The organism is Acidobacteriota bacterium (assembly GCA_034211275.1).
Classification (GTDB): Bacteria; Acidobacteriota; Thermoanaerobaculia; order Multivoradales; family JAHZIX01; genus JAGQSE01.
Genome location: JAXHTF010000022.1, coordinates 29,619 through 56,045 on the forward strand (window position 1 = coordinate 29,619; position 26,427 = coordinate 56,045).

Here is a 26,427-nt window from a genome sequence, read left to right on the forward strand (position 1 = left end):
TGATGCCTCAGAGGCGGCCCCCTCGCAGCGTGGAAGCGAGAGAATAACCCCTGGTGGGGCAGTGGTCAAGCTCTTTGGTTGGTTTCTCGGATCCTGGTGCCCATGCTCCGGCGTGGACACTCCGGCGTGGACACTGTGGGCTCTCGTTCCTGAGGCGATCCCCCGCCCACGACGCTGGAGCGTCTCCCCTGGCTCCCACGCCGCAGCGTGGGAGCGAGAACCTGTCGTTGAGCTGTGAGCTTCCCCCTCTACCGGCAGGTGGGGTGGGCGGCTGGGAGAGGGGGATCGAGGGGGTGAGGGCCACTTTCACCAGGGCCCTCTCTCCGCACGCCAGGAAGTCACGCCGGCAGCTTCTCCCAATCCGAGTCCGGGGCGTCCATGGCGATGGCGAGGCCGCCGTCGGAACCGACGTAGACCGGGTCCTTGACCACCCGCACGCGGCCGCCACCGATTTCCTTGAGCTCCTCCTGGAGCCGGGCGCCGAGGCCGGAGATGAGGGCGGTGCCGCCGGAGAGGATGATGTTCTGGCGCACCTTCGCCTGATACTCCGGCTCCACTCGGCCCATGAGGTCGACCATGGTCTCGGACACCGGTGGCAGCAGGCTTTCGCAGGCGTAGCGCATCTCCTCGGTGATGTCGAGATCCGTGGGGCGTCCGGCTACCGGCACGTTCACCATCACCGGCTTCTTGTTGTCGCCGACGAAGCTGTGGTTCTCCTTCCACTCCCGCACCATGTACATGGAGAAGCGCGCTTCCGGATGATGCTCCCGGACGCCGGTGGCCAGCAATTCGTCCACCGAGTCGCCGGCGTTGGTGAGGGTGCGCTGGTCCTCCTCCCGAGGGTAGCGGCCGTTCATCACGCAGAAGTCGGTGGTGCCGGCGCCGATGTCCACCACCATGGAGTGCAGCAGCTCCTCCAGGCCGTAGGCGACGGCGAAGGGCTCGGAGACGATGATCAGGCTGTCCACCAGCCCCTTCATGGCGTTGCGCAGATTCTGCTTGTTGACCCGCAGCGCCTCCGCCGGCACGCCCACCACCGCGCGCACCTTGCGCTCGCTACGGCTTTCCTCGGTGACTCCCACCAGCGCCAGCAGGTGCCGCAGGAGCTCGCGCACCGCCTGGTCGTCGCGCTCCGAGCCTTCCTTGATCAGGCCGCGCTCCAGGGGGCGGTGGAGATCGAGCATGGGGCGGTTCTCCAACGCCTCGCTGCCGATGAGGACATCGCGCTTGAGGACCTTGCGGGCCACCATGTCCACGGGCCAGCCGACGTAGCTCTCGACCACGTGGCGTTCGCCGGTGGAAGCGGAGACGGAGCTCCGCGAGGTGCCCAGGTCGATTCCGACGTGGAGGTCTCCGTTACCGTTCTTATCGCTCATCAAGCTCTCCTAGAAACGTCTGTCGCCGGCTAAAAAGCGGCCAGGGTAGGGGTCTGGGTCAGAGATTCTTTGGCTAGGGCGGGCTGATCTTCAGCTCGGGCGGCGCTGGCGGCCTGGGGTAGCGTTTCCGCCAATGGGGAGTCCGGTGGTGTGGGCTCCGCTTCCAGGGTGCGGGCATAGGTCTCGATACCGTCCACCAGGGCGCGGGCGATGAATTCCCGATAGCGCGGCTTGGCCAACATCTTCGCTTCTTCGGCGTTGGACAGGCAGGAGACTTCCACCAGCACCGCGGGCATCTCGGAGGACACCAGCACCACGAAGGGAGCGGTTTTGACGCCGCGGTTCTGGAGCGCCGGGTTGACCCGCCGCAGGGAGAAGAAGAGCTCTTCCTGCACCGCTTCCGCCAGCCGCCGAGACTCGTCCTGGCGGACCCCGGCGTAGACCTGCTCCACCAACTGACGGAAGTCCGCCAGGGAGTAGCCGGAGCCCCTGTTCTCAGCGGCGGCCTTGCGGTTCAGGTAGGGATCGTCGGTGGCACCGAGGAAATACGTCTCGACGCCCCGTACTTCCCGCTCTTCGATCCAGTTGACATGGATGGAGACGAAGATGTCCCCTTGCTCTTCGTTGGCGAAGCGGGTGCGGTCCTGAAGCTCCAGGGAGCGGTCGTCGTCGCGGGTGGTGAGCACGCGGAAGGAGCGCTGTTCGAGCATCCGCTGCAGCCGCAGGGCGATGTCGAGGGTGAGCTCTTTCTCCTGCAGGCCGCCGGGGGCGGTGGTACCGGTGTTGTCGCCGCCGTGGCCGGGGTCGAGGATCACCGTACGCACCCCGAGGCTGAGCACCGAGGGCTCGATGGGGCGAGGCTCTGGCAGGTTGAGGAATTCGACCGGTGGCTCCGCGGCGGAAGGCTGGCCTTCGCTGGGGCCGCCCGCCGTGCCCGGGTCCATGATCTGAGTGATGATGACGGTGTCCTCCGGCGAGGACACGGCGATGGACAAAACATAGGACGATGCGCCCAGGGCCATCAGCGGCAGCAGGACGAAGAGCAGACGCCGGATACGGAGTGCTAGGGGGGTGGTGACGCGGCGGCGCGGAGCTCCCGAGAGGGTGGCCAGGTTGTCCTCGATGGCCTGACGCAGAACTTTCTGTTTGAGTCGCCGGGAGCTTGCCATGATCTTGAGCTGCTAGATCTCTCGTCTTGAGGGCAGCTTGAGGGCCGTAAACCCGGATGATGACCGGCGAATTCCGGTCTGCAAATGCCCGGGAACCAGCGGCTTGGAACGCTGCCAAGGACTGAGAATGCTAGCACAGCAAGGGCTGCCAAGCGTCAGGCAGAGGGCGGGATTCCCACCCCTTGAAGGTTGAGAATCGGACTGGATGAGTGTCTCGGGAAGTCTTTGAGAGGGAGATTCGGGGAGCCGCCGGGCATTGCCGACGGCTCCCCGCGGGATCAGTTGATTCCGCTCATCAGACGCCGCACGGGCTTGACGATGAGCAGCATCACGATGGTCGCCAGCATCGTCGTGCCGAAGATGGCGCCGAAGAGCAACGGCAGCGGTAGGGACTCGAAGAAGCCCGCCACGATGCCGCCGATGAAGTTGCCGATGGCGGCGCCGAGAAACCAAACGCCCATCATCTGCCCTGAAATGCGCTTGGGGGCCAGCTTGGTCATGGTCGACAGGCCCACCGGGCTGAGGCAAAGCTCGCCCAGCGTGTGCAGCAGGTAGACCGAAAGCAGCCACATGGGACCGACCCGGGCGCCGTCCGGACCGGAGACGATGGCGCCGAAGGACAGCACCGCGAAGCCCACGCCCAGCAGATAGAGGCCGACGGCGAACTTCATCGGGCTGGCAGGCTCGCGGCCGGCCTTGGCGAGCTTGACCCAGCCCCAGGCGAAGGCCGGAGCCAGCAGCACGATGAGCAGAGCGTTGACGGATTGGAACCAGCTGGAGGGGTAGGGGAAGCCGAGGAAGACGTTGAGGGTGAAACGGTCGGCGAAGAGGTTGAGGCTCGTCCCGGCTTGTTCGAAGGCGGACCAGAACACGGCCGCGCCGAGGAAGAAGACCGGGATGGCGTAGATCCGCTTGCGCTCGGTCTCGTTCCAATCCGGTCGGGTGAACAATCGGGCGAAGTAGATGTATGAGAACACCGGCAGGGCGTAACCCACCAGGCGAACTACGAGCAGCGCGACGGTGGCGTCTTCGATGCGGTCCAGCTTGGCGAGGAAGAGGCCGGCGGCGACGGCGACGCCGACGATGCTGTAGATCTTCTGGCCGCGGAGGAAGACCCAGGCGGCGTGCCCCAGGACGAGCAGGACGCTGAGGATCAAGCCGGCGAAGAGGATGTCGTGGCGTGGAGCTAGCTCTCCGCTACCGGACTCGGTGATGGTGTAACCCGAGTAAACGCTGATGGTGACCAGGATCAACGTTACCAGGGATCCCAGGGCTCCCCACTTCAGGCTTTGACGGATGGCCTTGTTGGCCAGCACGTGGGCTAGCAGCCAGCAGACGTGCAGTAGCACCACCGCTCCCGCCACGAGGGCGCCGAAGAGCATCAGGGGGCCGGAGAACTGGGCTAGCTCGCCTTCTACGGTGACGTCGCTGGTGCCGGAGACGAAGAGCATGAGCAGGAGAAAGCCGCACAGCAGGCCGACCGCTAGCCAGCGGAAGAACACGCCGCCGCGGGTATCGCCGAGGACGTATTGGATGACTCCCAGCCCCATGCCCACCGCTGCGGCACCGAAGCCCCAATGCCAGGAGGACGTCGGGTCCATGCCCCAGCCGGCGATGAGGTTCTGGAAGGAGGCGTGCTGAGCCAGCCAGCCGCAGACCAGCGGCGAGGCGAAGGCGCCGACATTGATGCCCATGTAGAAGATGGAGAAGCCGGCATCGCGCCGGGCGTCATTCTGCTCGTAGAGACCGCCCACCAGGGCGCTGATATTCGGCTTGAGGAAGCCGGTGCCGACCACGATCAGGAAGAGGCCGAAATAAAAAGCCCCGAGGCCGTGGAACATGAGGCTGACGTGGCCTGCGGCGATGACGATGCCGCCGAGGAGCACGGCGTTGCGTTGACCGATGAATTTGTCGGCGATCCAGCCGCCGGGAAGGGCCGTGACGTAGACCATGGCGGCGTAGAGACCGTAAATCGGCCCCGCCTTGTCCGCCGGCCACCCCAGGCCGCCAATGCTCACCGGAGCGGTCATGAACAGCGTGAGGATTGCTCTCATGCCGTAGAAGCTGAAGCGCTCCCACATTTCGGTGAAAAAGAGAGTTGCCAGCCCGCTGGGGTGGCCAAACCACGTCTTTTGCGTCGCTGAGGCGTCGCTCATTCCGTTCCTCCGATCCTCGGTCTGCGGATCTCGAACCGCGCATCCATGGGTGTACCTTCCAGCTACAGAGTGAAGGTTCCGTGTCGAGTCTGTCCTACGGTGCTTTGCAAGCTCCGTTCCCGCTACTCTGTACGCGGTGGGCGCAAGAAGTTCCCGGGAATCGTCTCCGACGTGGCGATGATGGGACGCCAGTCCTCGAACCGAATCCCTTGGCGAGACGCCTACGGGCTCGGGACTTGTCTCTCGCCGAAATAGCGAGAGGAAGGATACGGGCAAATAGAGGCTGGTCGCAACTCGGCTCTGTAGGGCGGTGTGTTGGGCGACCGAGTCCGGCTCCTAGGTCTCGTTTTGGCTGCGGGGCCAGGGTAGGTAGAGGGGGGCTCCAGGAATGGCAAGTCGCGCGAATCGTCGAGTAGGTATTTCCTGCACCTCTAAGTAGCTTGCTTGCCGTCTCTTATCCTCGACTTGTTGCTGTCCCGTTGGTATGATCCGCGCCAAGACGGAACAATCTCCGTTCGGTGAAGCATCGCGGCGATTCCGCACCTGCCGCTCGCCGGGACTTCGGTAGGCCGAGCCCCTACCGGCTGCCAGCTGCTGACGGTCTACCGTCGTGAGTAGATCTGCGCTTCCAATACCGCCCCGGTGACCGTGGGCGCCTGGAGAAGCTGGGCTTTGGAAAGGGTTCGACCTATGTGGAGTAGATGGACTAGACGTCTCGGACGTCGAGCTGCCCTTGGGATGCTGGTGATGCTCTCTCAGAGCTTCACGCTGGCCGCCTTCGGCTCCGGCGAGACAGTTCCGCTCAACAACTTCGACCTTCCTGCCGGCGGGTCCGTCACCATCACCTTCCAGGTGGACGTGGACTCTCCTCTCGGCACCTGCGCCGGCGCAGTCTCCAACCAGGGTACCGTCAGCGGCGACAACTTCGCGTCGCTGGTCACCGACGATCCGGACACCGGGGCCGCCGACGACGCCACCGTCACCGCCCTCGACCTGGTCGATCTCGGGATCACCAAGAGCAACGGCACCGCGTCCTCCACGCCTGGGGGGATGACCACCTACACCATCCTGGTCACCAACGCCGGTCCCAACGATGCGGTGGCAGCCTCGGTGGCGGATAGCTTCCCGGCGATCCTCAGCGGCGTGACTTGGACCTGCAGCGCCTCCGCGGGCTCGAGCTGTACGGCGGCGGGGAGCGGCGACATCGCCGACTCCGTCACCATTCTCGCCGGCGGCATGCTCACCTACACCGCCACCGGAACCATCGACGGCGATGCCTCCGGCAACCTGATCAACACCGCCACGGTGACCGCTCCCGCCGACAGCCTGGAGTGCAACACCGCCAACAACAGCGCCACCGACACCGACACGCTGGATCCGGAGACGGACCTCGCGGTGACCAAGAGCAACGGCACCGCCTCCTCGGTGCCCGGCACCATGACCACCTACACCATCACCGTGACCAACAACGGGCCCAGTGACGCGGTGGGAGCTTCGGTGACGGATACCTTCCCGGCAAGCCTCAGCGGTGTGACCTGGACCTGTAGCGCCTCCGCGGGCTCGAGCTGTACGGCGGCGGGGAGCGGCGACATCGCCGACTCGGTGAATCTGCTGGTGGGGGGGACCCTCACCTACAGCGCCACCGGCACCATCGACGCCGCCGCCACCGGCAGCCTGGCCAACACCGTCACCGCGGCACCGGCGGCGGGGGCCACCGACCCGGTGCCGGCCAACGACAGCGCCACCGACACCGACACCCTGACCCCGGAGACGGATCTGGCGGTGACCAAGACCGACGATGTGGATCCCCCGATGCCGGGGCAGAACGTGGTCTACACCATCCGGGTGGACAACCTGGGGCCCTCCGACTCCACCGGCTCCACCGTCACCGACAACTTGCCCGCGGGGATCACCCTGGTCGCCACCACCGGCTGCGCCGAGGATCCCAACGGCGTACCCACCTGTACGTTGGGGGCCATCGCCGCCGGCTCCTTCACCACCTACACCATCGAGGTGTCGGTGGATCCCTCGCCGCCGGCTTCGGTGGACAACGAGGCCTGCGTTAGCGGCGATGAGACCGATCCCAATGCCGCCAACGACTGCGATACGGAGACCACCACCTTCGACGCCACTGCCCCGACGGTGGATGTCGTCGCCTTCCAGCCGCCCAGCGGTGACGGCGAGGTGGACGAGTGCGAGACCATCCAGACCGAGCTTCTGCAGCTCGAGCTGACCTTCAGCGAGCCGATGAACATCGTCTCCCCCATGGACGCCGCCAGCGCTACCAACCCCGCCAACTATCGGCTGGTGGCGCCGGTGTTGGGCTCCGACTTCGACACCGTGGATTGCATGGGGGGCACCGGCGCCGATGAGGTGATCTCCATCGACGGTGTGAGCTACGACGGCGGGACCGACACGGCGACCCTGACCCTCAACGGCGGTGACGAGCTAATCAACCAGCAATACCGGCTGGTAGCCTGCGGCACCCTCGAGGATGAAGCGGGCAACGCCCTGGATGGCGGCGGGGGAGCCGGGATGAGCTTCCTGCGCACCTTCCGCGTCGACGTCGGCAACCTCTTCGCCGACGGCCACTTCGACGACTTCGACCCGGTGGCCTGCACCCTCGATGCTTGGGACAGCACCAACATCGCCCAGGTGGAGCTCTCCTCCGAGGACGTGGATGCCTCGCCGATCTCCGGCTCGGCCCACAACGCCAGCCCGACGGCGGGCTTCGACCTCACCCAATGCGTGGCCCTCACCGGCGGGCAAAAGTACCGCTTCGATCTGTCCTTGCAGGTCGGCGCGGCGGTGGGAGAGGCAGTGGCAGTCCAGCTCGCCTGCGAGTTCTTCGATCAAGTCGCCTGCGGCGGGAGTAGCCTGGGCACCGCCGGCGCCGCTCAGGCGGTGTTCAGCACCGGCATGGCCTGGCAGCCGCAGGAGTCCACCCTGATGGCTCCGGCGGGAACTCTCTCGGCGCGTTGCGGCATCGAGCTGTCGCCGGGCAACGCCATGACCTTCGACGCCAACTTCGACAACCTGTTCCTGGGGCTCAGCAACGAGATCTTCACGGACGGCTTTGAATCCGGCGACACATCCCGCTGGACGGAGACCTTCCCATGAGGCAAGAGATGAACCATCGCTGCGAAATGCCCATGCTCATTCCAATGTTTCACCGCATGCCCCACCGGAGGCCCAACCGAAGGCCCAAGGGACTTCGTGCCCTCGCCGTTCTGCTGATCCTCGGCCTCGGAATCGGCCTCGCCGGTTCCGCCGCGGCCTGGGAAGGGACCTTCGAGCTGCGTTCAGCGCCGACGGCGGAGCTGGCGCCGCCGCTGCCGCCCACCGATCTCTTCCCGGTGCAGCTGCTCCTCGACGATGATTTGCAGGAGGGTGCCTTCGGCGTCACCGGTGCCGGTGGAGCCCTGCAATTCCTGTGGTTCAACCGCTTCACTCGTCCGCCGGGGGTCGAGGATTTCGACCTGGCGGAGATCTGGGTGCTTTTCCCCGGCGTGCCGGAAGTGAGCGTCGGCGATCCGATCCAGCTGGTGGTGTACCGCGATCCCGACGGCGACCCCACCAACGGTGCCGAGCTGCTGGCGGCCTTCGACGAGACGGTGCAGGTGGCCGACGACCTGAGCTTCTCGGTCTACTCGCTGCCGGCGTCGGTGTCCGTGCCCGCCGGCGGGGACGTGCTCATCGGCGTGGTCAACCGCTTCGTCACCAGCGGCGTCACGCCGCCGGTGAGCCCGGCGACCCTCGACCTCACCGCCAGCCAGGGGCGTTCCTGGTTCGCGCTGTGGAGCGCCGATCCGCCGGATCCGCCGACCCTGCCCGGGGATGTGCTGACCACGCGCATCGACGACTTCAATCCGAACTTTGCCGGCAACTGGATGATCCGGGGCTTCGGCACCGGCCCCGGGGCCTTGGAGATTCCCACCGTCAGCCCGTTGGGTCTTGGGCTGTTGGCGCTGCTGCTGACGGTCGCCGCGGCGGTCCTGCTGCGTCGCCGTCGGGGCGGATTGGCGGTGCTCGCGATCTTGACCTTGGTCCTCGGCTTGCCCGCCGCCGCGCAGACGACGGTGGATGATTTCTCCACCAACCAGGCGGAGATCACGGCGCCTCCCACCGCCACCAGCACCGTGGCCGGAGCTGGAATTCTGGGGGGCAACCGAGACCTACTGGTCAGCGCCACCGCCAGCGCCGGCTTGACTTCCGGCAGCGTTCCGGAGGGAGCCTCCTCGGCGGCCCGGGTCGACGCCGGCGTGCTCAATTTCGATGCCCTGCCCAGCGGTCCCCGCACCGTCCAGGTCACCTGGGACGGCGACAGCGATCCCGACGCGTTGGATCCGGTGGGCCTCGGCGGGGTCGACCTCACCACCGGTGGTGCCTCGGCCTTCGTCTTCGCTCTGGCGTCGACGGCGGACATCCAGCTTGAGGTAGAGGTCTTCACCGACGGTAGTAACAGCTCCTTCGCCGCCCGGTTGGTGCCCATGGGCGCCGCCGACATTTACGTCGATTTCAGCGAGATGGCGCCGGCCCAGGGCACGGGAGCGGATTTCACCAACGTCGGTGCCATCGTCCTCACCCTTCGCCTGGACAGCGCCGCCGCCACTCTGGATTCGGTGCTCACCGCCGTGCCGGATCCAGCGGCCCTCAAGACCGATGCTCTGACCGTCGACGGCGACAGCGACGGCGACGCTGATCCCGGTGACCGGCTGACCTACACCATCATCATCACCAACAACGGCGCCGAGGCGCGCACCGTCGACGTGGCGGATACGGTGGACGGGAACACCACCCTGGTGATGGGGTCGGTGGACGCCACGCCGGTGGCCAAGGGTGATCAATACCGCGCGGTGGGCAATGTCACCCTGCTGGTGGACGGCACCCCTGGCAAGCCCGGTCTGCTGGCCAACGACACCGATCCCGACGGGGGAGCGGTGATGGTCGCCAGCGTCGACGCCATGTCCGCCCAGGGCGGCAGCGTGAGCAATCTCAATCCCGCCACCGGCACCTTCGACTATGTGCCGCCGGCGGGTTTCCGCGGGGTCGACTCCTTTGGCTACATGGTGCAGGACGACGAAGGCAATATGCAGCCCGGCGTCGCTACGGTCAGCGTCACCGGCATCGTGTGGTTCGTGGACAACACCCACGCCGGACCTTTCGAGGGCACCCAGGCCAATCCCTTCGACACCATGAAGTCCGCAGAGATGGCGTCCGCCCCTCGCGACATCATTCGAGTGCGGGAAGGGGACGGCACGGATACCGGTCACAGCCTGGGCTTCATCTGCAAGCCCGGTCAGCGCATCGTCGGTGGCGCGGCGGATCTGATCATCGGCGGTCAGCTCATCGAGGCCGGGGCCGGCTACTCTCAGCACAGTCACGGCGCCGGCAACGTCTTCGACCTGGCGGGGGATCACATCATCGAGGGCGTCGAGCTCAACCCCACCACCGGCCATGGGTTGGGGGGCACCGGCACTTCCGAGGTGGTGGTGGACAACTCCATCATCAACCCCGCGGGGAGCGCCGACGCCGTCCGCCTGACCAATCACAGCGGCGTCTTCACCTTCTCCAATAGCTCCATCACCGACGCCAACAGCTCTACCGGCGTGGCGGTGCGGGTGGTGGGCGGCGGCGGCACTTTCAACTTCACCGGTAGCCCCATCGCGCAGCAGGGCGGTGGCTTGGTGCACGTCAGCGGCACCACCAACGCCGACTTCGACTTCATCGGCTCGGCGCCGACGTTGAGCTCCGGCACCGACGACGGCCTGAATCTGCAGAACAACACCGGCGGCGATTTCCTCTTCGACAATCTGGGGACCATCACCACCACCGCCGGCAACGGCATTCTGGTGGCCAACAGCGGCACCCTGCGGCTGGATCAGGTTTCCGCGGTGAGTGCGGTAGGCGGCGCGGCGGTGAACATCACCGGCACCACGGTGGTCAAGGTGACGCCGCTGGCGCCGCCCCTGCGCGGTGGTGCGGACATCACCTTCCCCAGCCTGACCTCGAGCAACGGCGCCATCGGCGTCAACCTCGTCGGCGTGGCGCCGTCGGTGGCCGTGAGCGGCACCACTTCGGTGACCAACTCCGGGGCTGGGGTGAACCTCGAGAGCTCCGGCGCGGTGACCTTCAACTCGTTGACTGTGAATACCACCGCCGGCGCCGGCTTGCGGGCGAATGCCACCGGCACGGTGACGGTGACGGACAACACCAGCACGGTGAGCGCCACCGGAGGTCCCGGAGTCGACATCACCGGCACGCCGGTGAACATGCTCCTCGCCACCCTGAGCTCTACCAACAGCACCGGCCGCGGGTTGAGCTTCAGCGGGGCTTCCGGCACCCTCAACGCCGCCGGTGGCAGCATCACCGGCGTTCCCAACGGAAATCGCGGTGTCTCCGTCAACGGCGGTAGCCTGGGCCTGACCTACGGCGGCACGGTGACCTACACCGCCAACGACTACGCGGTGCGCATCCAGGACACGTCGGCAGGTTTCGCCACCTTCAACGCCAAGGTCAGCGGTGCCGCCTCGTCGTTGGGGATCTACATTTCCAACGCCGACAGCAACGCCACCTTCGCGGATCTCGATCTGGGAACGAGCGGCAGCCCGATGACCAACACCGGCGTGCAGCTGATCAACGGCAGCCTCGGAACCTTCTCCTTCGCCGACACGCAGATCTTCACCAACGGGGCCCAGGGCATCGTGGCCAACAACGGCGGTGTGGTGCAGGTCACGGGAAGCGGTAACCGGGTCTCGGCGACCAACGCCCGGGCCATCACCTTCGAGAGCGGCACCACCATCGGTGGGGCGGGAGTGACCTTCGAACGGGTGGATGCCAGCGGAGCGGACCGTGGCATTCGCCTGGCCGGCGCCGGTAGCGGTTTTACCGTCACCGGTGACGGAGTCAATGGAACCGACGGTTCCGGCGGCACCATCGCGAGTATCACCCAGCGAGGAATCGAGGTTCTATCCACCAACAGCGTGACCCTGCGCAACCTCACCATGAACAACGCCGCCACCACCGATGCCCCTTCGGATTGCACCAACCTGGTGAATACCGGCTGCCACGCGGCCATCCACCTCGGCACCGTGACCACCGCGGTGCTCGACAACGTGGATATCGACGGCAGCGTTCAGCAGGGCATCAACGGTGCTGGGGTCGACGGGCTCAGCCTGCAGAATTCCACCGTCACCGCCGCCGGTGACGAGGTCAACGAGGGGTGCTTCCGCATCATCGGCCTGACCGGGACTTCGGACATCACCGCCTCGGATCTCAGCTTCGCATCGGAGCGAGTGGCGCTGGTGGAGAATACCGACGCAGCCAATCTGGCGCTGACGGTGACCGGCAGTACCTTCCGGGATACCCAGAGCTCCGGCGTTGGCGCCGACGGCCTGGAATTGAACTTCCTCGGCTCTTCGTCGGCCACCATCGATGTGGTCAACAGCTTCTTCCTGCGCAACCGCACCAACGGTCTGCAGGTCTTCTCCCAGGGCACCTCAATTGTCGGTGCGGACATCACCGGTTCGACCTTCGACCGCGGTGCCGGCATCGGCATCGGTATGGATCTGGCCGCTTCCGACACCGGCAGCCTGACCTTCAACGTCATCGGCAACCCGGTGATCAACAGCAACGGCGGTAGCTCGGTGAACGTCTTTGCGGACAACTCCAGCACCATCGCCGGCCGCATCAACAACAACCCGAATATTCAGGCCGGCGGTGGGATGACCAGCGGATTCGGCATCTCGGTGCAGGTCAACGAGAGCGCCAGCGGTGTGGTGGAGATCTCCAACAACGTGGTGAGCAATATCGGGGTCGACGCCGGAATCCGGGTGATCTCCCGGCTGCTCGGCGGCCCCGCCTGCGGCACCACTTGCACCGACGGCCGGTTGGACGCCACCGTCGTCGGCAACAGCGTCACCATCGGGTCCGATGGGCTCTACGACGTCTGGGTCCAGGCCAACGACAGCAACACGCTGTGCGCCGACGTGCGCACCAACGCGGGCAGCGGCGCCGGCATCGCCGCCTTCCGGGAGCGCACCAACGCGGCTGCCTCGACGGTGCTCCTGGAAGGCTTCGTGACCGATGCCGCCGCTACCTGGGCCGCCAACGGCAACACTCCTGCCGGCTCGGTGAGTTCGAGCAACAACGGAACCCTGCAGGGCGGCACTTGCACGGACGTGAGCCACCCCATGCCCTGACCCCGGCTCACCCTACTCGCGAACCCATCCCGGGCGCCCGATCCTCTGGCGCTCGGAACTGGAACACGGAACCAACCCAATGGAGGAACAGGATGTCAGAGCCATTCTTGGCGGAAGTTCGGATGGTAGGTTTTAACTTTGCTCCACGCGGTTGGGCCTTCTGCGATGGTCAGATCCTGCCGATCAACCAGAACCAGTCGCTGTACTCGCTCCTCGGCACCACCTACGGCGGCGATGGACGGACGACCTTTGCCTTGCCGGACCTGCGAGGGCGGGTTCCGATCCACGTAGGCCGCAGTAACGGGGGCCAGCATCACACCGAGGGACAGAAGTCCGGAGAAGAAACCCACACCCTGTCGGCGAACGAGATGCCGCAGCACAGGCACGTGGTCCAGGCCACCTCGAATATCGATCAAAGCGCCATTCCTGCATCGACGCGGGTGCTGGCGGACACAGCGCCCAACGAGCTCTATACCAGCCCGGACGCACTGGTGAACCTCCACTCCGGCACGATCACCAACGTCGGTGGTAGCCAGGCCCACGACAACATGCAGCCGTATCTCGCCGTCAACTTCTGCATCGCCTTGCAGGGATTGTTCCCCTCGCGGAACTAAGAGGAGATTGCAATGTCAGAACCTTTTGTAGGCGAGATTCGCATGTTCGCCGGCAACTTCGCTCCGCGGGGCTGGGCCTTTTGTGACGGCCAGCTGCTGGCGGTTTCTCAGAACGACGCGCTCTTCTCTCTGCTCGGCACCATCTACGGGGGCGACGGGCGAACCACTTTCGGTCTGCCCGATTTGCGCGGCCGTCTTCCCATCCACGCCGGTCATGGGCCGGGTCTTTCCGAACGCCGGCTCGGAGCCAAAGGCGGTGAGGAGAAGGTCACCTTGACGGTCAATCAGATGCCGTCCCACGGTCACCCCCTCAAGGGCTCGTCCAATCTGGCCACGGTGCCGAATCCTCAAAGCAACGTCGTGGCTACGTCGACCAGCGTCGACGCCTACATCAACGAGCAGCCGATGCAGAATCTTTCGAGCACGGCGGTGACCCACGTCGGCGGTTCTCGGTCCCACACGAACCTGATGCCGTTCCTCTGTATCCACTTCATCATCGCCCTGGTCGGCATCTACCCGTCGCGGCACTAGGAGGCATCATGTCGGAACCTTTCGTTGCTGAAATCCGCATCTTCGCTGGCAATTTCGCTCCCCGCGGCTGGGCCTTCTGCAATGGCCAGTTGCTGCCGATCGCCCAGAATACGGCGCTCTTCTCGCTCATCGGTACGACCTATGGCGGGGACGGGCGAACCACCACGGCACTGCCCAATCTCGAAGGGCGAGCGCCCATGCACCCGGGGCGTGGCCCGGGCCTGACCGACCGACGCCTCGGGCAGAGGGGTGGGGTGGAGACGGTGACCCTCAGCGAGGCGCAGATGCCCAATCACAACCACTCCTTCATGGTCTCGCCGACTCCGGGGGAGACTCCCGGACCGAATTCCGGAGGCAATGCCAACGCGCTGGCTCGATCCGTAGGCGGTGCGATCTATGGGAACGCCGCCAACGAGGTTCCGATGGCGGAGCAGTCCATGCCGGACGCCGGCGGCAGCCAGGCTCACAACAACATGCAGCCGTACCTGACGATGAATTTCATCATCGCGCTGGTGGGGCTCTATCCGTCCCGCAGCTGATCACTAGCCGCTGGTCGGCTTTTTGTCGTCCTCAGAGCCAGATCCCGGTTCGGCCCCGCAAGGCGGGTCGGCCGGGTTCTTTGTTTTGTCGGGACGAGGAAGAGCGGCAACGAGGAAGAGAATGAGCGACAGCGTAGAGCTACGGCCCATCACCGCCGAGGACGAGGCCTTCCTGATGCGGGTCTACTTCAGCACGCGGGAGGAAGAGTTGCGGCCGGTACCGTGGAGCGACGAGCAGAAGGCGGCGTTCCTGGAGCAGCAGTTCCGAGCCCAGCACGACTTCTACCGGCAGCAATTCCCCGACGCTCGGTTCGATCTGGTGCTCCACTACGGCCAGCCCGTGGGGCGTCTCTACGTCGACCGCCGGGAGGACGAGATCCGCATCATCGACATCGCTTTGCTCACCGAGGCGCGGGGCAAGGGTTTGGGTGGTCGGCTGCTAGAAGAACTGTTGGCGGAGGCTCGGGAGGCAGGCAAGGCCGTGCGCATTCACGTGGAGCGCAACAACCCGGCCCTACGGCTCTACCATCGTCTGGGGTTCGAGAGCATCGAGGATCAGGGGGTCTACTACCTCATGGAGTGGCGCCCCGAATCCGACGATTGAAGCAGGTTTCTAGGTAAAGACCGCCTCATAGCGCACGCCCTCGCGGTCCGGGCCCAGCGGAACGAGGAAGAGGTCCAGGTCGCCGAGGTCCTTGTGGGTCACCCGGTAGATGGCCTGGGGCAGGATGGGCTCCTGGGGGCCCCGAAAAATCACCGAAAACGGTCCGCGAGCCGATTCTCCAAGGCTTGCGGTGGCCATCTCCGAGGCCTCAACCACCTCGAAGTCGTAGGTCTGGGCACCCGCCAGAACCTTCACCTCTTCGTTGACATGGTCCTGGAAGTTCTGGATCGTGAGCTTGTCGAGCATCGTCATCTCCAATGATTTGAATGGGTTTGCCGCATTGTCCGTGGCCCCGGTGTCCGAGGTCAAGGAAAAGCCTCAAGGAAGGGCGCTGTCGTCGCCGGGCGAAGCTGGAGCACTCTCGGACTTCGCCGGGGCGGGGCCTTGCAGCCGCAGAATCTCCGTCAAGCGGCGCTTGGCAGCTGGGTGGAGGATCATCTCGAAATGCCCGCCGCGGATGTGCAGCGGCTCGCCCTGCAGCATCGCCTGCTCTCGGGGAGAAAGCCACAGCTGGCTCTCCCGGGTGGCATGCTCGTCCCCCGGGGCGCTGAGGCGATCCTGGAGCTCCGGATAGGCGCTCAGGGCTCGGTCCCCGGTATAGAGAGCGTGCCAGTCGCCGTCCCGCTCTCGCACCACCAGTGACCGATGAGCCGTTGGCGTGTAGATATTCTGGATCAAATGGATCGGTGGCGGAGCATAGCCCTCCGGATCCCGATGCAGCAGGCGATGGAACTGCCGGGCTTCGCCCAAGACCCGATCGAGGTAGGCGTCGCGGGCCGCGGCGTCTCCAAAGAGGCTCTCGTCGCCGAGGCGATCCAGCCGCTGCTGGACCTCCGGCCGATAGATCCCGAGTTCGTAGCGGCGCCAGGTTCGGGGGTCGAAGATGTCGTCTTGCAACTCGTTCCCCGCTGCATCGATGAACGGCTGGGGGTTGTAGGCCGGAAGATCCTGATAGAGACCGGGGAAGGTGAAAAGGGCCTCGGCGGACCAGTGGCGCCCTACGGGATGGAGATAGGTCCGCCCCCGATCCAGTAGCCGCAGCACCCGCAGGCTGCCGCCGTTGGCGGTGCCCACCAGGATCAGGCGGGTGAAATGGATGCCCTCGGGGAGAGACCGCTCGCCGGCGGTGGCCTCGGCGAGGCCGGCGTCGCCGTATTTCATCGCGTAGCGGCAGATGCTCGCGCCGTTGCTCTGGCAGATGAGGGCTACCTCCAGCCGCGGTTGCTCGAGGTCGCGCCGCAGCTGCTCCAGGTGCCGGGCCAGCTTCCTCGCCGAATCGACGTTGGAGCGCCGCCAGTCGTAGGCGAAGGTGAAGAGTCGCTCGCCAGGTCGGGGGGCATCGAGGTCTCCCCGGGGGTAGCCGTGATCCTCCAGCCAGCCGAGGACCGGGCCGTAGACGGCCTTGGTGAGGACGCCGAAGAGTGAGAGGCGCTGGAGTAGGTCAGCGGGCTCCAGCCGCTGGCGCCGAGGGTCCTCGGGATTCAGCGGCAAGGCGAGAGAGTAGCCACCATCCCGGGGTCGCAGGAGGGCTCGGCCGGTGCCCCAGATCAGCTCGCCGGTCTGCCGGTTGCGCAGCTCGGTGCCCGTAGTTCCCGGCACGAAAACCACCACCATGGGAACGTCGGGAAGAGCCATGAGCTCTGCCACTGGACGGGGGGTGCCGGTGCCACATCCGGCGAGGCTCAGCGCGGCGGCTGCCAGCGCTGCCACCACCGTCCCCAGGCCCAACCATGCCAGGGGACGATGGCGGCGGGATAGGGATGGATCGAGGAGGCTCGCCATGGAGGATCGTGGGGCTCTGGTGCAGGTGGGTTCACCGCGCAGTCTACCAGCCGTCGCAGGGTGTCGGGGAGGAGGGCGAAGGCCCCCTCCGGCGGCCGGCGATAGTGGCCCAAGACTTGGCATCGCAGGGCTCAGACCATAGTCTAAGAAGCGCATGAAATCGCCAAAAAGCTGGAAAGGCCTGAGCAGCTGGAAAGGCCCGAGGAGCTGGAAGGGTATCGCGGCCTGGTGGCGCGGAGGCCTGAGCTGGACTCACCTGGCGCGGCGGGTGGCGAGTCAGGTGATGGACGACGACGTGGTAGGCATCGCGGCTCAGCTCGCCTACTACTTCCTCTTCTCGCTCTTTCCCCTCCTCTTGGTCCTCACCACGGTCCTCGGCTACTTCGCCGATGATGCGGTGATTCGTCAGAAGATCTTCTCCTTCTTGGCCGATCTGGTGCCCAAGGAGGCTGCGCTGGAGTTGCTGCAGTCAACCTTGGAAGAAGTGGTCAGTGGGCGCGGCGGCGGCAAGCTCTCCTTCGGTCTGTTGGCGACCCTGTGGGCCGCTTCCGCGGGCATGGCGGCATTGATTCGAGGGCTCAACGCCGCCTTCGACGTGGCGGAGGACCGGCCCTGGTGGAGCAATCGCTTGCGGGCCCTGGGCTTCGTGCTGCTCCTGGGGCTGCAGCTGGGCGTCGGCCTGACCCTGATCTTCTACGGTTCGTCCTTGGGGGAGCAACTGGCCCAATGGCTCGGGCTCGGCGCCTACTTCGCTCCGGTGTGGGCGGTGACCAGCTGGTTGGTGGTGCTGGTGCTGCTCACCGTCACCTTCGATCTGCTCTACAACCTGGGCCCCAACCTCGAGAGCTACCGCTGGCGCTGGATGACGCCGGGAGCGGTCGTGGGGGTGTGGCTCTGGTTGGCGGTGTCCTTGGGCTTCCGGACGTACCTCAATTTCTTCGATTCCTACAGCCGCACCTACGGTTCCTTGGGGACGGTGATCATCCTCCTGCTGTGGTTCTATCTCACCGGTATCGCGGTGCTGATGGGAGCCGAGACCAACTCGGAGATCTACAAGGCCGAGCGCGGCCGCAGTTCCAGTGAGTCGCCCGAATAGGCAGGGACGAAGCGGACGGGCGAGGAGAGAGCTAGAATGTCCCGGTCTGCCAAGAAGAGAGGAGCAATGGTTTGGACGAGAGCTTGAACGTCAAAGAACCCGTCAACGTGGTGATCGATAAGCTGCAGGGCTGGTACGAGCTGCTGCTCTTCAACCTACCCAACATCGTGGTGGCGGTGGTGGTGATGCTGATCTTCGGATTGCTCGGCCACCTTACCCGCCGACTCGTCAGCCGCGCCTTTGGCCGCGTCTCGGACAACCGGACGCTGGTGGGGCTAGCGGCCAAGATCACCTCCTTCATGGTGGTGATGGTGGGCTTCTTCATCGCCCTGGGCATCCTCAACCTCGACAAGACGGTGACCTCCCTGCTCGCCGGTGCCGGCGTCTTGGGCTTGGCTTTGGGCTTCGCCTTTCAGGACATCACCGCCAACTTCCTTTCCGGCATCTTCCTCTCCGTGCGCCGCCCCTTCGTCATCGGAGACGTGGTGGAGCTGTCGGGCTACTTCGGGACGGTCCAGCGCATCGATCTGCGCAACACCGTCCTGCGCTCGCCGGAAGGCAAGCTCCTGCTGCTGCCCAACCGCGAGGTCTTCGAGAATCCGATGGTCAACTTCACCAACAGCGGCCAGCTGCGCATCGATCTGGCCTGTGGAGTGTCCTACGCCTCGGATCTGGAGAAAGTGCGCCAGGTGACCTTGGATGCGGTGTCCGCCCTGGAAGACCGGGTCCAGGAGCGGGACGTGGAGTTCTTCTACACCGGTTTCGGCGGTAGCTCCATCGACTTCGTGGTGCGGGTGTGGATCCCCTACTCGCGGCCCATGGACGGGGCGCGTATCACCAGCGAGATGGTCCTCGCCATCAAGCGGGCTTTCGACGCCGAAGACATCACCATTCCCTTCCCGATCCGCACTCTGGACTTCGGTATCGAGGGGGGCGAGCGCCTCTCCGCCATGATCCCGGAGCGCTGGAGCGAGACACCGGCGGCGGAATGATCCGGCGCGGGGATGGGGCTACATCACCCGCACCTTCATGGAGCGTAGCTGGCCGGTTTCCACGTCCAGCTTGAGGCTTTTGTGTTTGGCGACGGCGCTGACCTCGTCGTTGAGATAACCGAGGGTGACGTTCCACACTCTGTCGCTGTCGGCCAGCTCCACCTCCACCAGATGTAGATCGGTGATGGTCTCCTTCTCGTGCAGCGCCATGAACAACTGGCGTGCTCGCCGAACCGCTTCTTCTACGTCGATCATGATCGTCTCCACCCTGGTTCGCGCCGCCCTCTCGGCGTGCGATGAGTCCATTGGAGCGGCTCGAGGCCACCCATCCTGCTGTCCGGACGATTGTAGCGGTCGCGCCGAGCCCGGAGGCGCGCTACAGTAAACCTTGAGAAGATTCGAGGAGGTCTCGGGAACGCTCCCAGGCCTCGGTTGACAGCTCGCTGGAGCCCGCACATCATGAGACCGCCGTCGCCCCTTGCAGACCTCGGGCGCGGCCCGAACTGGATGAATTGATCGGCTTCCTCGGGAAGCTTTGAAGGAGATCGAGAGATGACGGATTTGCGCATCGGTATCAACGGCTTCGGCAGAATCGGACGCTGCGCGTTCAAGCAGGCTCTGGCCACCGAGGGCATCGAGGTGGTGGGGATCAACGACCTCGCCGACAAGGACGACCTGGCCTATCTGCTCAAGTACGACTCGGTGCACGGCTGGTATCCGCGCAAAGTGGAGACCGACGAGCGGGGCTTCGTGATCGATGGCAAGAGCATTCCCTATTTCTCCAGCCGCGAGCCGGCGGGGATCCCGTGGGGCGAGGTGGGAGCCCAGGTGGTGCTCGAAGCCACCGGCCTGTTCAAGAGCCGGGAGAAGGCCGCCGGCCACATCGAGGGCGGTGCTCAACGGGTCATCGTCTCGGCGCCCTCCGGGGATACCGATGGCACCTTCGTCCTCGGGGTCAACGAGGGGCAGTACGACCCGGCCCAGCACCGGGTGGTGTCCATGGCCTCCTGCACCACCAACTGCCTGGCGCCGGTGGCCAAGGTCCTCCACGAGAGCTTCGGCATCGAGCGGCTGATGATCACCACCGTCCACGCCTACACGTCCAGTCAGGCGCTGATGGACACCCCCAAGAGCAAGCGCCGGCGGGGTCGTGCGGCGGCGGTCTCCATGATTCCCACCACCACCGGGGCGGCGAAGGCCACGGAGCTGGTGCTGCCGGAATTGGAGGGCCGCATGGACGGCATGGCGGTGCGCGTGCCGGTTCCCGACGGATCCCTCACCGACATCGTCGCCACCCTCGAGCAGGCCGCTACCGTGGAGACCGTCCACCGCGCCCTGGAGGCGGCGGCGGAGGGTCCGATGAAGGGCGTTTTGCGGGTCAGCGACGAGGCCTTGGTGTCGCGGGACATCATCGGTGATCCCCACTCGTCCATCATCGACGCCGAGAGCACGATGGTTCTGGGGGAGCGCATGGTCAAGGTTCTCTCCTGGTATGACAACGAGTGGGGCTACTCGTCCCGGCTGGTGGACTTCGCCAAGCTGATGGCGGAAAAGGGGATCTGATCATGATGCGGAAGATGGGGGAGACCAAGGAGATGGGAAGCTTCAATTTGTCACGGCTCGCTGCGTGTTGGACTGCCGGCTTGATGCTGACGATACTGTCGGTGCCCGCCGTTGCCGACGAATCCGCTGGTGAGCTACGCCAGCCCGGTGAGAAGCATCTGGAGGAGATCGTTCAGCTGACCTTCGGTGGCGAGAACGCCGAGGCCTATTGGTCTCCGGACGGCGAGGAGCTGGTCTTCCAATCCACCCGTCCGCCCTATGGTTGTGACCAGATCTTCCGCATTCCCGCAGACGGATCCGGCGAGGCCAAGCTGGTCTCCACCGGCCTCGGCCGCACCACCTGCGCCTACTTCACCGCCGATGGTGAGCGAGTGCTCTACGCCTCCACCCACGAGGCGGACACCGCCTGCCCGCCGCCGCCGGATCGCTCCCAGGGGTACGTCTGGCCGCTTTACGACGGCTACCGCATCTACTCTGCGAAGCTCGATGGCAGCGACGTCCAGGCCCTCACCGAGGGCGGTGCCTACGACGCCGAGGCCACCGTCTGTCCGGTGGACGGCTCCATCATCTTCACCTCCACCCGCGACGGTGACCTCGAGCTCTACCGCATGGATGCCGACGGTGGCAACGTCCAGCGTCTCACCGAGACGCCGGGTTACGACGGCGGTGCCTTCTTCTCCCGGGATTGCTCCAAGATCGTCTGGCGGGCTTCCCGACCGGCGCCGGGGGAAGAGCTGGAGGACTTCCAGCGGTTGCTGTCCCAGGGCTTGGTGCGCCCGGGCGAGCTGGAGCTTTGGGTTGCGGACGCCGACGGCAGCAATGCCCGGCAGGTGACTTATCTGGGGGCGGCGACCTTCGCTCCCTATTTCTATCCCGCCGGTCAGCGCATTCTCTTTTCTTCCAACTATGGCGACAGCCCGCGGGAATTCGAGCTCTGGGCGGTGAACGTGGACGGCACCGAGCTCGAGCGCGTGACCCACTCGCCGGGCTTCGACGGCTTCCCGATGTTCTCTCCCGACGGCAAACGGCTGGCCTTCGCCTCCAACCGCAACCAGGGGAAACCCGGGGAGACCAACGTCTTCGTCGCCCGTTGGGTGGACGGGGAGCCGATGGTGGAGGAGGAGAGCGCCGCCGACCGCTATCGCGCCGACGTGGAATGGTTGTCGGCGGACGAGCGGCAGGGCCGAGGCCTGGGTACCGAAGGGCTGGACGAAGCAGCTCGTTGGATCGCCCGTCGCTATGCCGATCTCGGTCTCGATCCCGCCGGTGACGAGGGCAGCTTCCTGCAGCGCTTCGAGGCGCCGGTGGCGGTGTCGGTGGAGGAGGGGACGGCCCTCACCGTGGGCGGCGAGACCCTCGCCTGGAACGCCGAGGCGGAGAGCTTCCGCCCCGCCTCCTTCTCCGCCGAGGGCTCGGTGACCGCGCCGCTGGTGGACGCCGGCTGGGGCATCACCTCGGAAGAGCACGGCATTGACGACTACCAGGGGTTGGACGTAGACGGCAAGGTGGTGCTGGTGCGCCGCTTCGCCCCCGACATCGAGGAGCTGCAGGACGAGGACGTTCGCCGCCGGCTCAGCGATCTGCGCTACAAGGCCTTCAACGCCCGCGAGCACGGCGCGGCGGCGGTGCTCTTCGTCGACCTGCCGGTGGGGGCGCCGGCGGAGGGCGGTTCCGGTGAGCCTGCGGCGGAGGAAGCTCCGCTGCCGGCGCTCACCGTCGACTCCAAGGGCGACGCCGGACTACCGGCGGTGCATCTACGCCGCGAGCTGCTCGACCGTCTCGATCCAGGCCAGGCGGTGACCGTGACCGTCGATCTGGAGCGTCGCATGACCACCACCGCCAACGTGGTGGGACGCCTGAGCGGTTCGGGGGAGATGGAAGGCTCGACGGAGGGAGCCCTGGTCATCGGTGCCCACTTCGACCATCTGGGCATGGGAGGCGCCGGATCCCTGGCGCCGGACTCCCACGAGCCCCACAACGGTGCCGACGACAACGCCTCCGGCGTGGCGGCGCTGCTGGAGGCCGCTCATATCCTCGCCGGTCAGCGGGAGCAGCTGGGCAGCGATGTCTACTTCGTCGCCTTCTCCGGTGAGGAGTCGGGGCTCTTGGGGTCCACCTACCTGACTCGCCACATGCCCGCCGGCTTGGCGGTGGAAGATCTCCGGGCGATGCTCAACATGGACATGGTGGGCCGCCTCCGGGACAACCAGCTAGCGGTGTTGGGCGCCGACTCGGCGGAGGAGTGGTCCGACCTGCTGGAGGCACATTGCGCCGAGTTGGCCATCGGCTGCAAAGGCAGTGGCGACGGCTACGGTCCGTCGGACCAGACCCCCTTCTACGCCGCCGGCGTGCCGGTGCTGCATTTCTTCACCGGCGCCCACGAGGACTACCACAAGCCCTCCGACGACGTGGAGGGCATCAACGCCGCCGGCGGAGCCCGGGTCGCTGCCCTGGTGGCGAGCTTGGCGGGGGATCTCAGCGCCAGCTCCGAGAGCCTGACCTACAAGACCGCCCCGGCGCCGGCGCCCCAGGGTGATACTCGCTCCTACGGCGCCTACCTGGGCACCATCCCGGACTACACCGGCGGTGAGGACGAGGAGGGCGGTGTGCTGCTGGCCGGCGTGCGGGAAGGCAGCCCTGCGGAAACCGCCGGCTTCCAGCGCGGCGACCGCCTGGTGGCCTTGGGGGAGACGGAGATCGGCGATATCTACGACTTCGTCTACATCCTGCGTCAGGCCAAGCCGGGGGACGAGACCAGCGCGGTGGTGGAGCGGGAGGGCGAGCGGGTAACCCTTGACGTGACCTTCGGCCGCCGCCGCTGATCGCACGCCATCTCGCCGGGGGCTCGTCTCTCGGTTTGTGCGGCGTACTGGTGTACTCCTCCGTCCCTCGTTCCTGTGCTGCGACGATCTGACGCACGCTCAGCAGCGGTTCTCCATGGACGGTTGAGAGATTCGGAGGTTGGCTGAGAGATGAGCTGGTAGATGAGCTTCACTGGGCATTTCTACACCCTGCGGGGCCGCCTGCGCCGCTGGCCGGAGCCGGCGGGAACGGTGCCCTGGGAGACGGTGGTGGAGGATCCGGACCTCGGGCCGGTGCGTCTCAGCGGGCGCCTGAACCCCGAGGGCGAGGACCTGGTGCTGCTGGTCCACGGCCTCGGCGGCTCGGCGGAGAGCCGCTATATGTGCTACCTGGCGGAACGGGCTACCGCCCGGGGTCTCGCCTGTCTGCGCCTCAACCTGCGGGGCTCGGATCGTCAGGGGGAGGACTTCTACCACGCCGGCCAGAGCTCCGACTTGGACGCCGTGCTGGCCTCCGAAGAGCTAGCCTCCTACCGCCGGATCTATCTGCTGGGTTGCTCCCTCGGCGGGCACCTGGCGTTGCTTTGGGCTGCCCGTTCCGCGGGCTCCGGCTCGGCTGATCCGCGGGTGCAGTCAGTAGCGTCCCTATGCTCGCCGGTGGATCTGGAGGCGTCCTCCGGAGCGCTTCTCAAGCCGTTCCTCTGGCCCTATCGACGCTACCTGATGAACAGCCTGATGCAGATCTACCGGGCAGTCGCGGAACGCCGCCCGGTGCCTCTGCCGGTGGCGCAGGCGGCGGGGATCAACAATCTGGTGGATTGGGACGACCACATCGTGGCCCCCCGCTATGGCTTCGACGGCGCCGCCGACTACTACCGCCAAAGCACCGTGGCGCCGATCCTCGGCGACGCGACCGTGCCGATCCTCTACGTCGGCGCCGAGGACGATCCCATGGTCCCGGCCAACACCGTCCAGCCCGCCCTCCAACGAGTCGGCCCCACCGTCGAATCCCGCTGGCTCCCCCGCGGCGGCCACCTCGGCTTCGACCCGCACCAGGATCTGGCCCTGTCTGCGTCCCGAGGATGGGCGGATCAGGTGTTGGATTGGCTGCAGGGGCGGTAGGAGGCTCTTCAGGAATCCAGGTGCGGAAGGTCTTCAGGGCCTCAACCACCAGCTCATCGAAGTTCGCTCGGTGCTTCTGCGGCAGATTGTCCGGGTGATCAAGCCACAAGTGCCGGGTGCGGCTGAGCCTCTCGTCGCCCCGCTCGCGCAGCGCCCGGTTCTCCTTCCGCCGCACCTGATCGACAGCCTGGCCAGGAGCATCGCTACTTGGAACTTGTCGAAGGAGATCTTCCGATCCGGCTCCGTCCAGGGAGCACGGATCGTCCACGATGCCGGAAGAGCCTCCTGAAAGTCCTAATCTCTCGCTCTATTGAGTTTCGATACTGGGATCCCCCAAGCTCTGCTTCATGGTCGGAACGCCTGCGCTGGTGACCGGTGTATTTGTACTCCTGCTCGTCGTCCTGGCCCGGGGCGTACCCGGTGCCGTAGGGGTAGTAGTGGTGCTTGCCGGTGAGGGTGCCGAGGCCGCTGGTCAGGACCCTCGGGCTGCCCAGGTGATCGGCGAAGAAGAAGGGGGCGCCGCCGCCGTGGGTGCGGGTGGCGATGAGGCAGAGGGAAGACCCGGGTCTAGATAGTGTTCCTGACAGGACAAGCTCTCCACGATGGAGAGGCAACCGGTGTAGGAAGCAGTCCCCTGTCCTGGAATTAGAGTACCCTGCCTTAGCGAAAAGCCCCTTGCCAAACCTCTGTAATTCGCTGGCGGAGGTCGCTTCCGGAGCTACTACTCGATCCAATGAACAGAGTCTTCTCGAAGAGCTCTACGATCTGCGACCCTGACAGCTCCTCAACCGAGCCCCGGAATGTCTCATTGAAAAACCAACCTCCGATGCGTTTCGGCTCGGCCTTGCATAGCAGGAGCCAAGCCTCGCCGTCTTCCCAGACGTGAAAAGACACACGAGTTCCTCGGGCCCCCAATTGAGTTACTTGAACTCGGACCAGCTGTAGCTGGAGTCCTTCCTCCTCATCGTCAACGGTCTCTGAGTCCAACTCCAAGGAGAAATCTTGCACGTGGTATTTAATGGCTTTTCGCCGCCTCGTGAAAGCGCCCAGGAGCTGATTCAGAAAGGGCTTAGGGACAACTGGTCCAAGTGCCTTAGGGGGCATAGAAGGCCTTGTTAATACGAAGATGAATCATGTTTTGTGAAGAGATCTCGAAGAGCCACTGCTAGGCGCAATTTCCAGCTGCTACGCATTCCTCGAATGTCGGCGGACGCTCGCCGGTTGCAGCGAAGAACGCTCTCTCGGAGAAAGACATCTTGCGTCCGAGGTCTGCTTCTGCTCCTTGTGCTTCCAGGGTCGTGAGAACCATGTCCAGAATGAGCAGGATACCACTAACGCGAGCACCAACACCTCGCGCTCCTCTCCCTCCTCTGCCCTTTGGAACTCGAGTGTGCTCCTCGCCATCGAGTCCAACGTTCCTCTCACGGTGCCTCCCTCCTCGACGAGAGTCCGTATCTCCGGAAGGTCCCCTGTTCGCCTGCTCGCGATCCCGAAACCCTTCCCCGCTACGGTTCTGATTGGTTTCTTCTCTGCTGGCATTCTCTCGCCGCATCTGTCTCTGTTTTCGCTGCTTGAGCATGCGTTTTCTATCAGCTTCATTCCTCCGACCACCGTTCGGCCCCCTCTCCGAAACTGAGCAGTCTGATTCCGAGCTACAGGAAGCTGCTTGTCCGTCAGGATCCAGGAACTTCAGGGGATTCCCCCCCCACGTACCCATACAAATTCCACCCATCCCTCCCCGGATCCACGCTCATAAACCGCTGCAGCGGAAACGCACACGTCCGCCCCCGCATGTAGTCCGAGAGACCGTGGGTGTCGCGC

17 protein-coding genes are annotated in these 26,427 nt (G+C 65.5%); 11 read left to right on the forward strand and 6 right to left on the reverse strand.

What is annotated here, in order from left to right:
* Positions 1-338: 338 nt before the first annotated feature.
* From SX243_06070 to SX243_06080, 3 genes are all read right to left on the reverse strand, one after another.
* Complete coding sequence (locus SX243_06070; protein MDY7092525.1) at positions 339-1,376, reverse strand: rod shape-determining protein; 1,038 nt, start codon at positions 1,374-1,376, stop codon at positions 339-341.
* Between the two features lie 29 nt (positions 1,377-1,405).
* On the reverse strand, positions 1,406-2,545 hold the full coding sequence (locus SX243_06075) for an N-acetylmuramoyl-L-alanine amidase (protein MDY7092526.1): 1,140 nt from the start codon (positions 2,543-2,545) through the stop codon (positions 1,406-1,408).
* Positions 2,546-2,823: 278 nt separating this feature from the next.
* Positions 2,824-4,701 (reverse strand): peptide MFS transporter, encoded by a 1,878-nt coding sequence (locus SX243_06080; GenBank protein ID MDY7092527.1) that lies wholly within the window; start codon positions 4,699-4,701, stop codon positions 2,824-2,826.
* Positions 4,702-5,448: 747 nt separating this feature from the next.
* Between SX243_06080 and SX243_06085 the strand changes: the two genes are divergently transcribed.
* The 6 genes from SX243_06085 to SX243_06110 all read left to right on the forward strand — a co-directional run bounded on the left by SX243_06085 (position 5,449) and on the right by SX243_06110 (position 15,190).
* Positions 5,449-7,821 (forward strand): hypothetical protein, encoded by a 2,373-nt coding sequence (locus SX243_06085; protein MDY7092528.1) that lies wholly within the window; start codon positions 5,449-5,451, stop codon positions 7,819-7,821.
* A gap of 8 nt (positions 7,822-7,829) precedes the next feature.
* Positions 7,830-12,902 (forward strand): Ig-like domain-containing protein, encoded by a 5,073-nt coding sequence (locus SX243_06090; GenBank protein MDY7092529.1) that lies wholly within the window; start codon positions 7,830-7,832, stop codon positions 12,900-12,902.
* Between the two features lie 92 nt (positions 12,903-12,994).
* Positions 12,995-13,516, forward strand: coding sequence for a tail fiber protein (locus SX243_06095; GenBank protein MDY7092530.1), 522 nt, complete (start codon positions 12,995-12,997; stop codon positions 13,514-13,516).
* A gap of 12 nt (positions 13,517-13,528) precedes the next feature.
* Positions 13,529-14,047, forward strand: coding sequence for a tail fiber protein (locus SX243_06100; GenBank protein MDY7092531.1), 519 nt, complete (start codon positions 13,529-13,531; stop codon positions 14,045-14,047).
* An 8-nt stretch (positions 14,048-14,055) separates the two neighbouring features.
* A complete protein-coding gene (locus SX243_06105; GenBank protein ID MDY7092532.1) occupies positions 14,056-14,586 on the forward strand; it encodes a tail fiber protein in 531 nt (176 codons plus the stop codon).
* Positions 14,587-14,707: 121 nt separating this feature from the next.
* Positions 14,708-15,190: a GNAT family N-acetyltransferase gene (locus SX243_06110; GenBank protein MDY7092533.1), complete on the forward strand. Its 483-nt coding sequence runs from the start codon at positions 14,708-14,710 to the stop codon at positions 15,188-15,190.
* A gap of 9 nt (positions 15,191-15,199) precedes the next feature.
* Here the strand turns inward: SX243_06110 and SX243_06115 are convergent, their stop codons facing one another.
* Positions 15,200-15,496, reverse strand: a complete 297-nt coding sequence (locus SX243_06115) for a hypothetical protein (GenBank protein MDY7092534.1) — start codon at positions 15,494-15,496, stop codon at positions 15,200-15,202.
* Between the two features lie 72 nt (positions 15,497-15,568).
* Positions 15,569-17,032, reverse strand: a complete 1,464-nt coding sequence (locus tag SX243_06120; GenBank protein MDY7092535.1) for a hypothetical protein — start codon at positions 17,030-17,032, stop codon at positions 15,569-15,571.
* Positions 17,033-17,186: 154 nt separating this feature from the next.
* On the opposite strand from SX243_06120, the gene SX243_06125 reads away from it, so the two are divergent.
* Complete coding sequence (locus SX243_06125) at positions 17,187-18,128, forward strand: YihY/virulence factor BrkB family protein (protein MDY7092536.1); 942 nt, start codon at positions 17,187-17,189, stop codon at positions 18,126-18,128.
* A 71-nt stretch (positions 18,129-18,199) separates the two neighbouring features.
* A complete protein-coding gene (locus tag SX243_06130) occupies positions 18,200-19,120 on the forward strand; it encodes a mechanosensitive ion channel family protein (GenBank protein MDY7092537.1) in 921 nt (306 codons plus the stop codon).
* Positions 19,121-19,138: 18 nt separating this feature from the next.
* On the opposite strand, the gene SX243_06135 is transcribed toward SX243_06130, so the two are convergent.
* Positions 19,139-19,375 carry a hypothetical protein gene (locus SX243_06135; GenBank protein ID MDY7092538.1) on the reverse strand — a complete coding sequence of 79 codons (237 nt, stop codon included), beginning with the start codon at positions 19,373-19,375 and terminating at the stop codon, positions 19,139-19,141.
* Positions 19,376-19,672: 297 nt separating this feature from the next.
* Between SX243_06135 and gap the strand changes: the two genes are divergently transcribed.
* The 3 genes from gap (at position 19,673) to SX243_06150 (ending at position 24,606) form a co-directional block, all read left to right on the forward strand.
* Complete coding sequence (gene gap, locus SX243_06140) at positions 19,673-20,683, forward strand: type I glyceraldehyde-3-phosphate dehydrogenase (GenBank protein MDY7092539.1); 1,011 nt, start codon at positions 19,673-19,675, stop codon at positions 20,681-20,683.
* A gap of 83 nt (positions 20,684-20,766) precedes the next feature.
* The gene (locus tag SX243_06145) at positions 20,767-23,505 is read left to right on the forward strand and encodes a M28 family peptidase (GenBank protein MDY7092540.1); all 2,739 of its coding nucleotides are present in this window, start codon (positions 20,767-20,769) and stop codon (positions 23,503-23,505) included.
* Positions 23,506-23,667: 162 nt separating this feature from the next.
* Positions 23,668-24,606: an alpha/beta fold hydrolase gene (locus tag SX243_06150; GenBank protein ID MDY7092541.1), complete on the forward strand. Its 939-nt coding sequence runs from the start codon at positions 23,668-23,670 to the stop codon at positions 24,604-24,606.
* Positions 24,607-26,427 lie beyond the last annotated feature (1,821 nt).

Coding starts and splice junctions, on each gene's coding strand:
- SX243_06110 (MDY7092533.1), top strand. CDS start 14,708: ATGAGCGACAGCGTAGAGCTACGGCCCATCACCGCCGAGGACGAGGCC.
- SX243_06095 (MDY7092530.1), top strand. CDS start 12,995: ATGTCAGAGCCATTCTTGGCGGAAGTTCGGATGGTAGGTTTTAACTTT.
- SX243_06145 (MDY7092540.1), top strand. CDS start 20,767: ATGCTGACGATACTGTCGGTGCCCGCCGTTGCCGACGAATCCGCTGGT.
- SX243_06070 (MDY7092525.1), bottom strand. CDS start 1,376: ATGAGCGATAAGAACGGTAACGGAGACCTCCACGTCGGAATCGACCTG.
- SX243_06080 (MDY7092527.1), bottom strand. CDS start 4,701: ATGAGCGACGCCTCAGCGACGCAAAAGACGTGGTTTGGCCACCCCAGC.
- SX243_06085 (MDY7092528.1), top strand. CDS start 5,449: ATGCTCTCTCAGAGCTTCACGCTGGCCGCCTTCGGCTCCGGCGAGACA.
- SX243_06150 (MDY7092541.1), top strand. CDS start 23,668: ATGAGCTTCACTGGGCATTTCTACACCCTGCGGGGCCGCCTGCGCCGC.
- SX243_06120 (MDY7092535.1), bottom strand. CDS start 17,032: ATGGCGAGCCTCCTCGATCCATCCCTATCCCGCCGCCATCGTCCCCTG.
- SX243_06075 (MDY7092526.1), bottom strand. CDS start 2,545: ATGGCAAGCTCCCGGCGACTCAAACAGAAAGTTCTGCGTCAGGCCATC.
- SX243_06115 (MDY7092534.1), bottom strand. CDS start 15,496: ATGCTCGACAAGCTCACGATCCAGAACTTCCAGGACCATGTCAACGAA.
- SX243_06105 (MDY7092532.1), top strand. CDS start 14,056: ATGTCGGAACCTTTCGTTGCTGAAATCCGCATCTTCGCTGGCAATTTC.
- SX243_06100 (MDY7092531.1), top strand. CDS start 13,529: ATGTCAGAACCTTTTGTAGGCGAGATTCGCATGTTCGCCGGCAACTTC.
- SX243_06125 (MDY7092536.1), top strand. CDS start 17,187: ATGAAATCGCCAAAAAGCTGGAAAGGCCTGAGCAGCTGGAAAGGCCCG.
- gap (MDY7092539.1), top strand. CDS start 19,673: ATGACGGATTTGCGCATCGGTATCAACGGCTTCGGCAGAATCGGACGC.
- SX243_06090 (MDY7092529.1), top strand. CDS start 7,830: ATGAACCATCGCTGCGAAATGCCCATGCTCATTCCAATGTTTCACCGC.
- SX243_06135 (MDY7092538.1), bottom strand. CDS start 19,375: ATGATCGACGTAGAAGAAGCGGTTCGGCGAGCACGCCAGTTGTTCATG.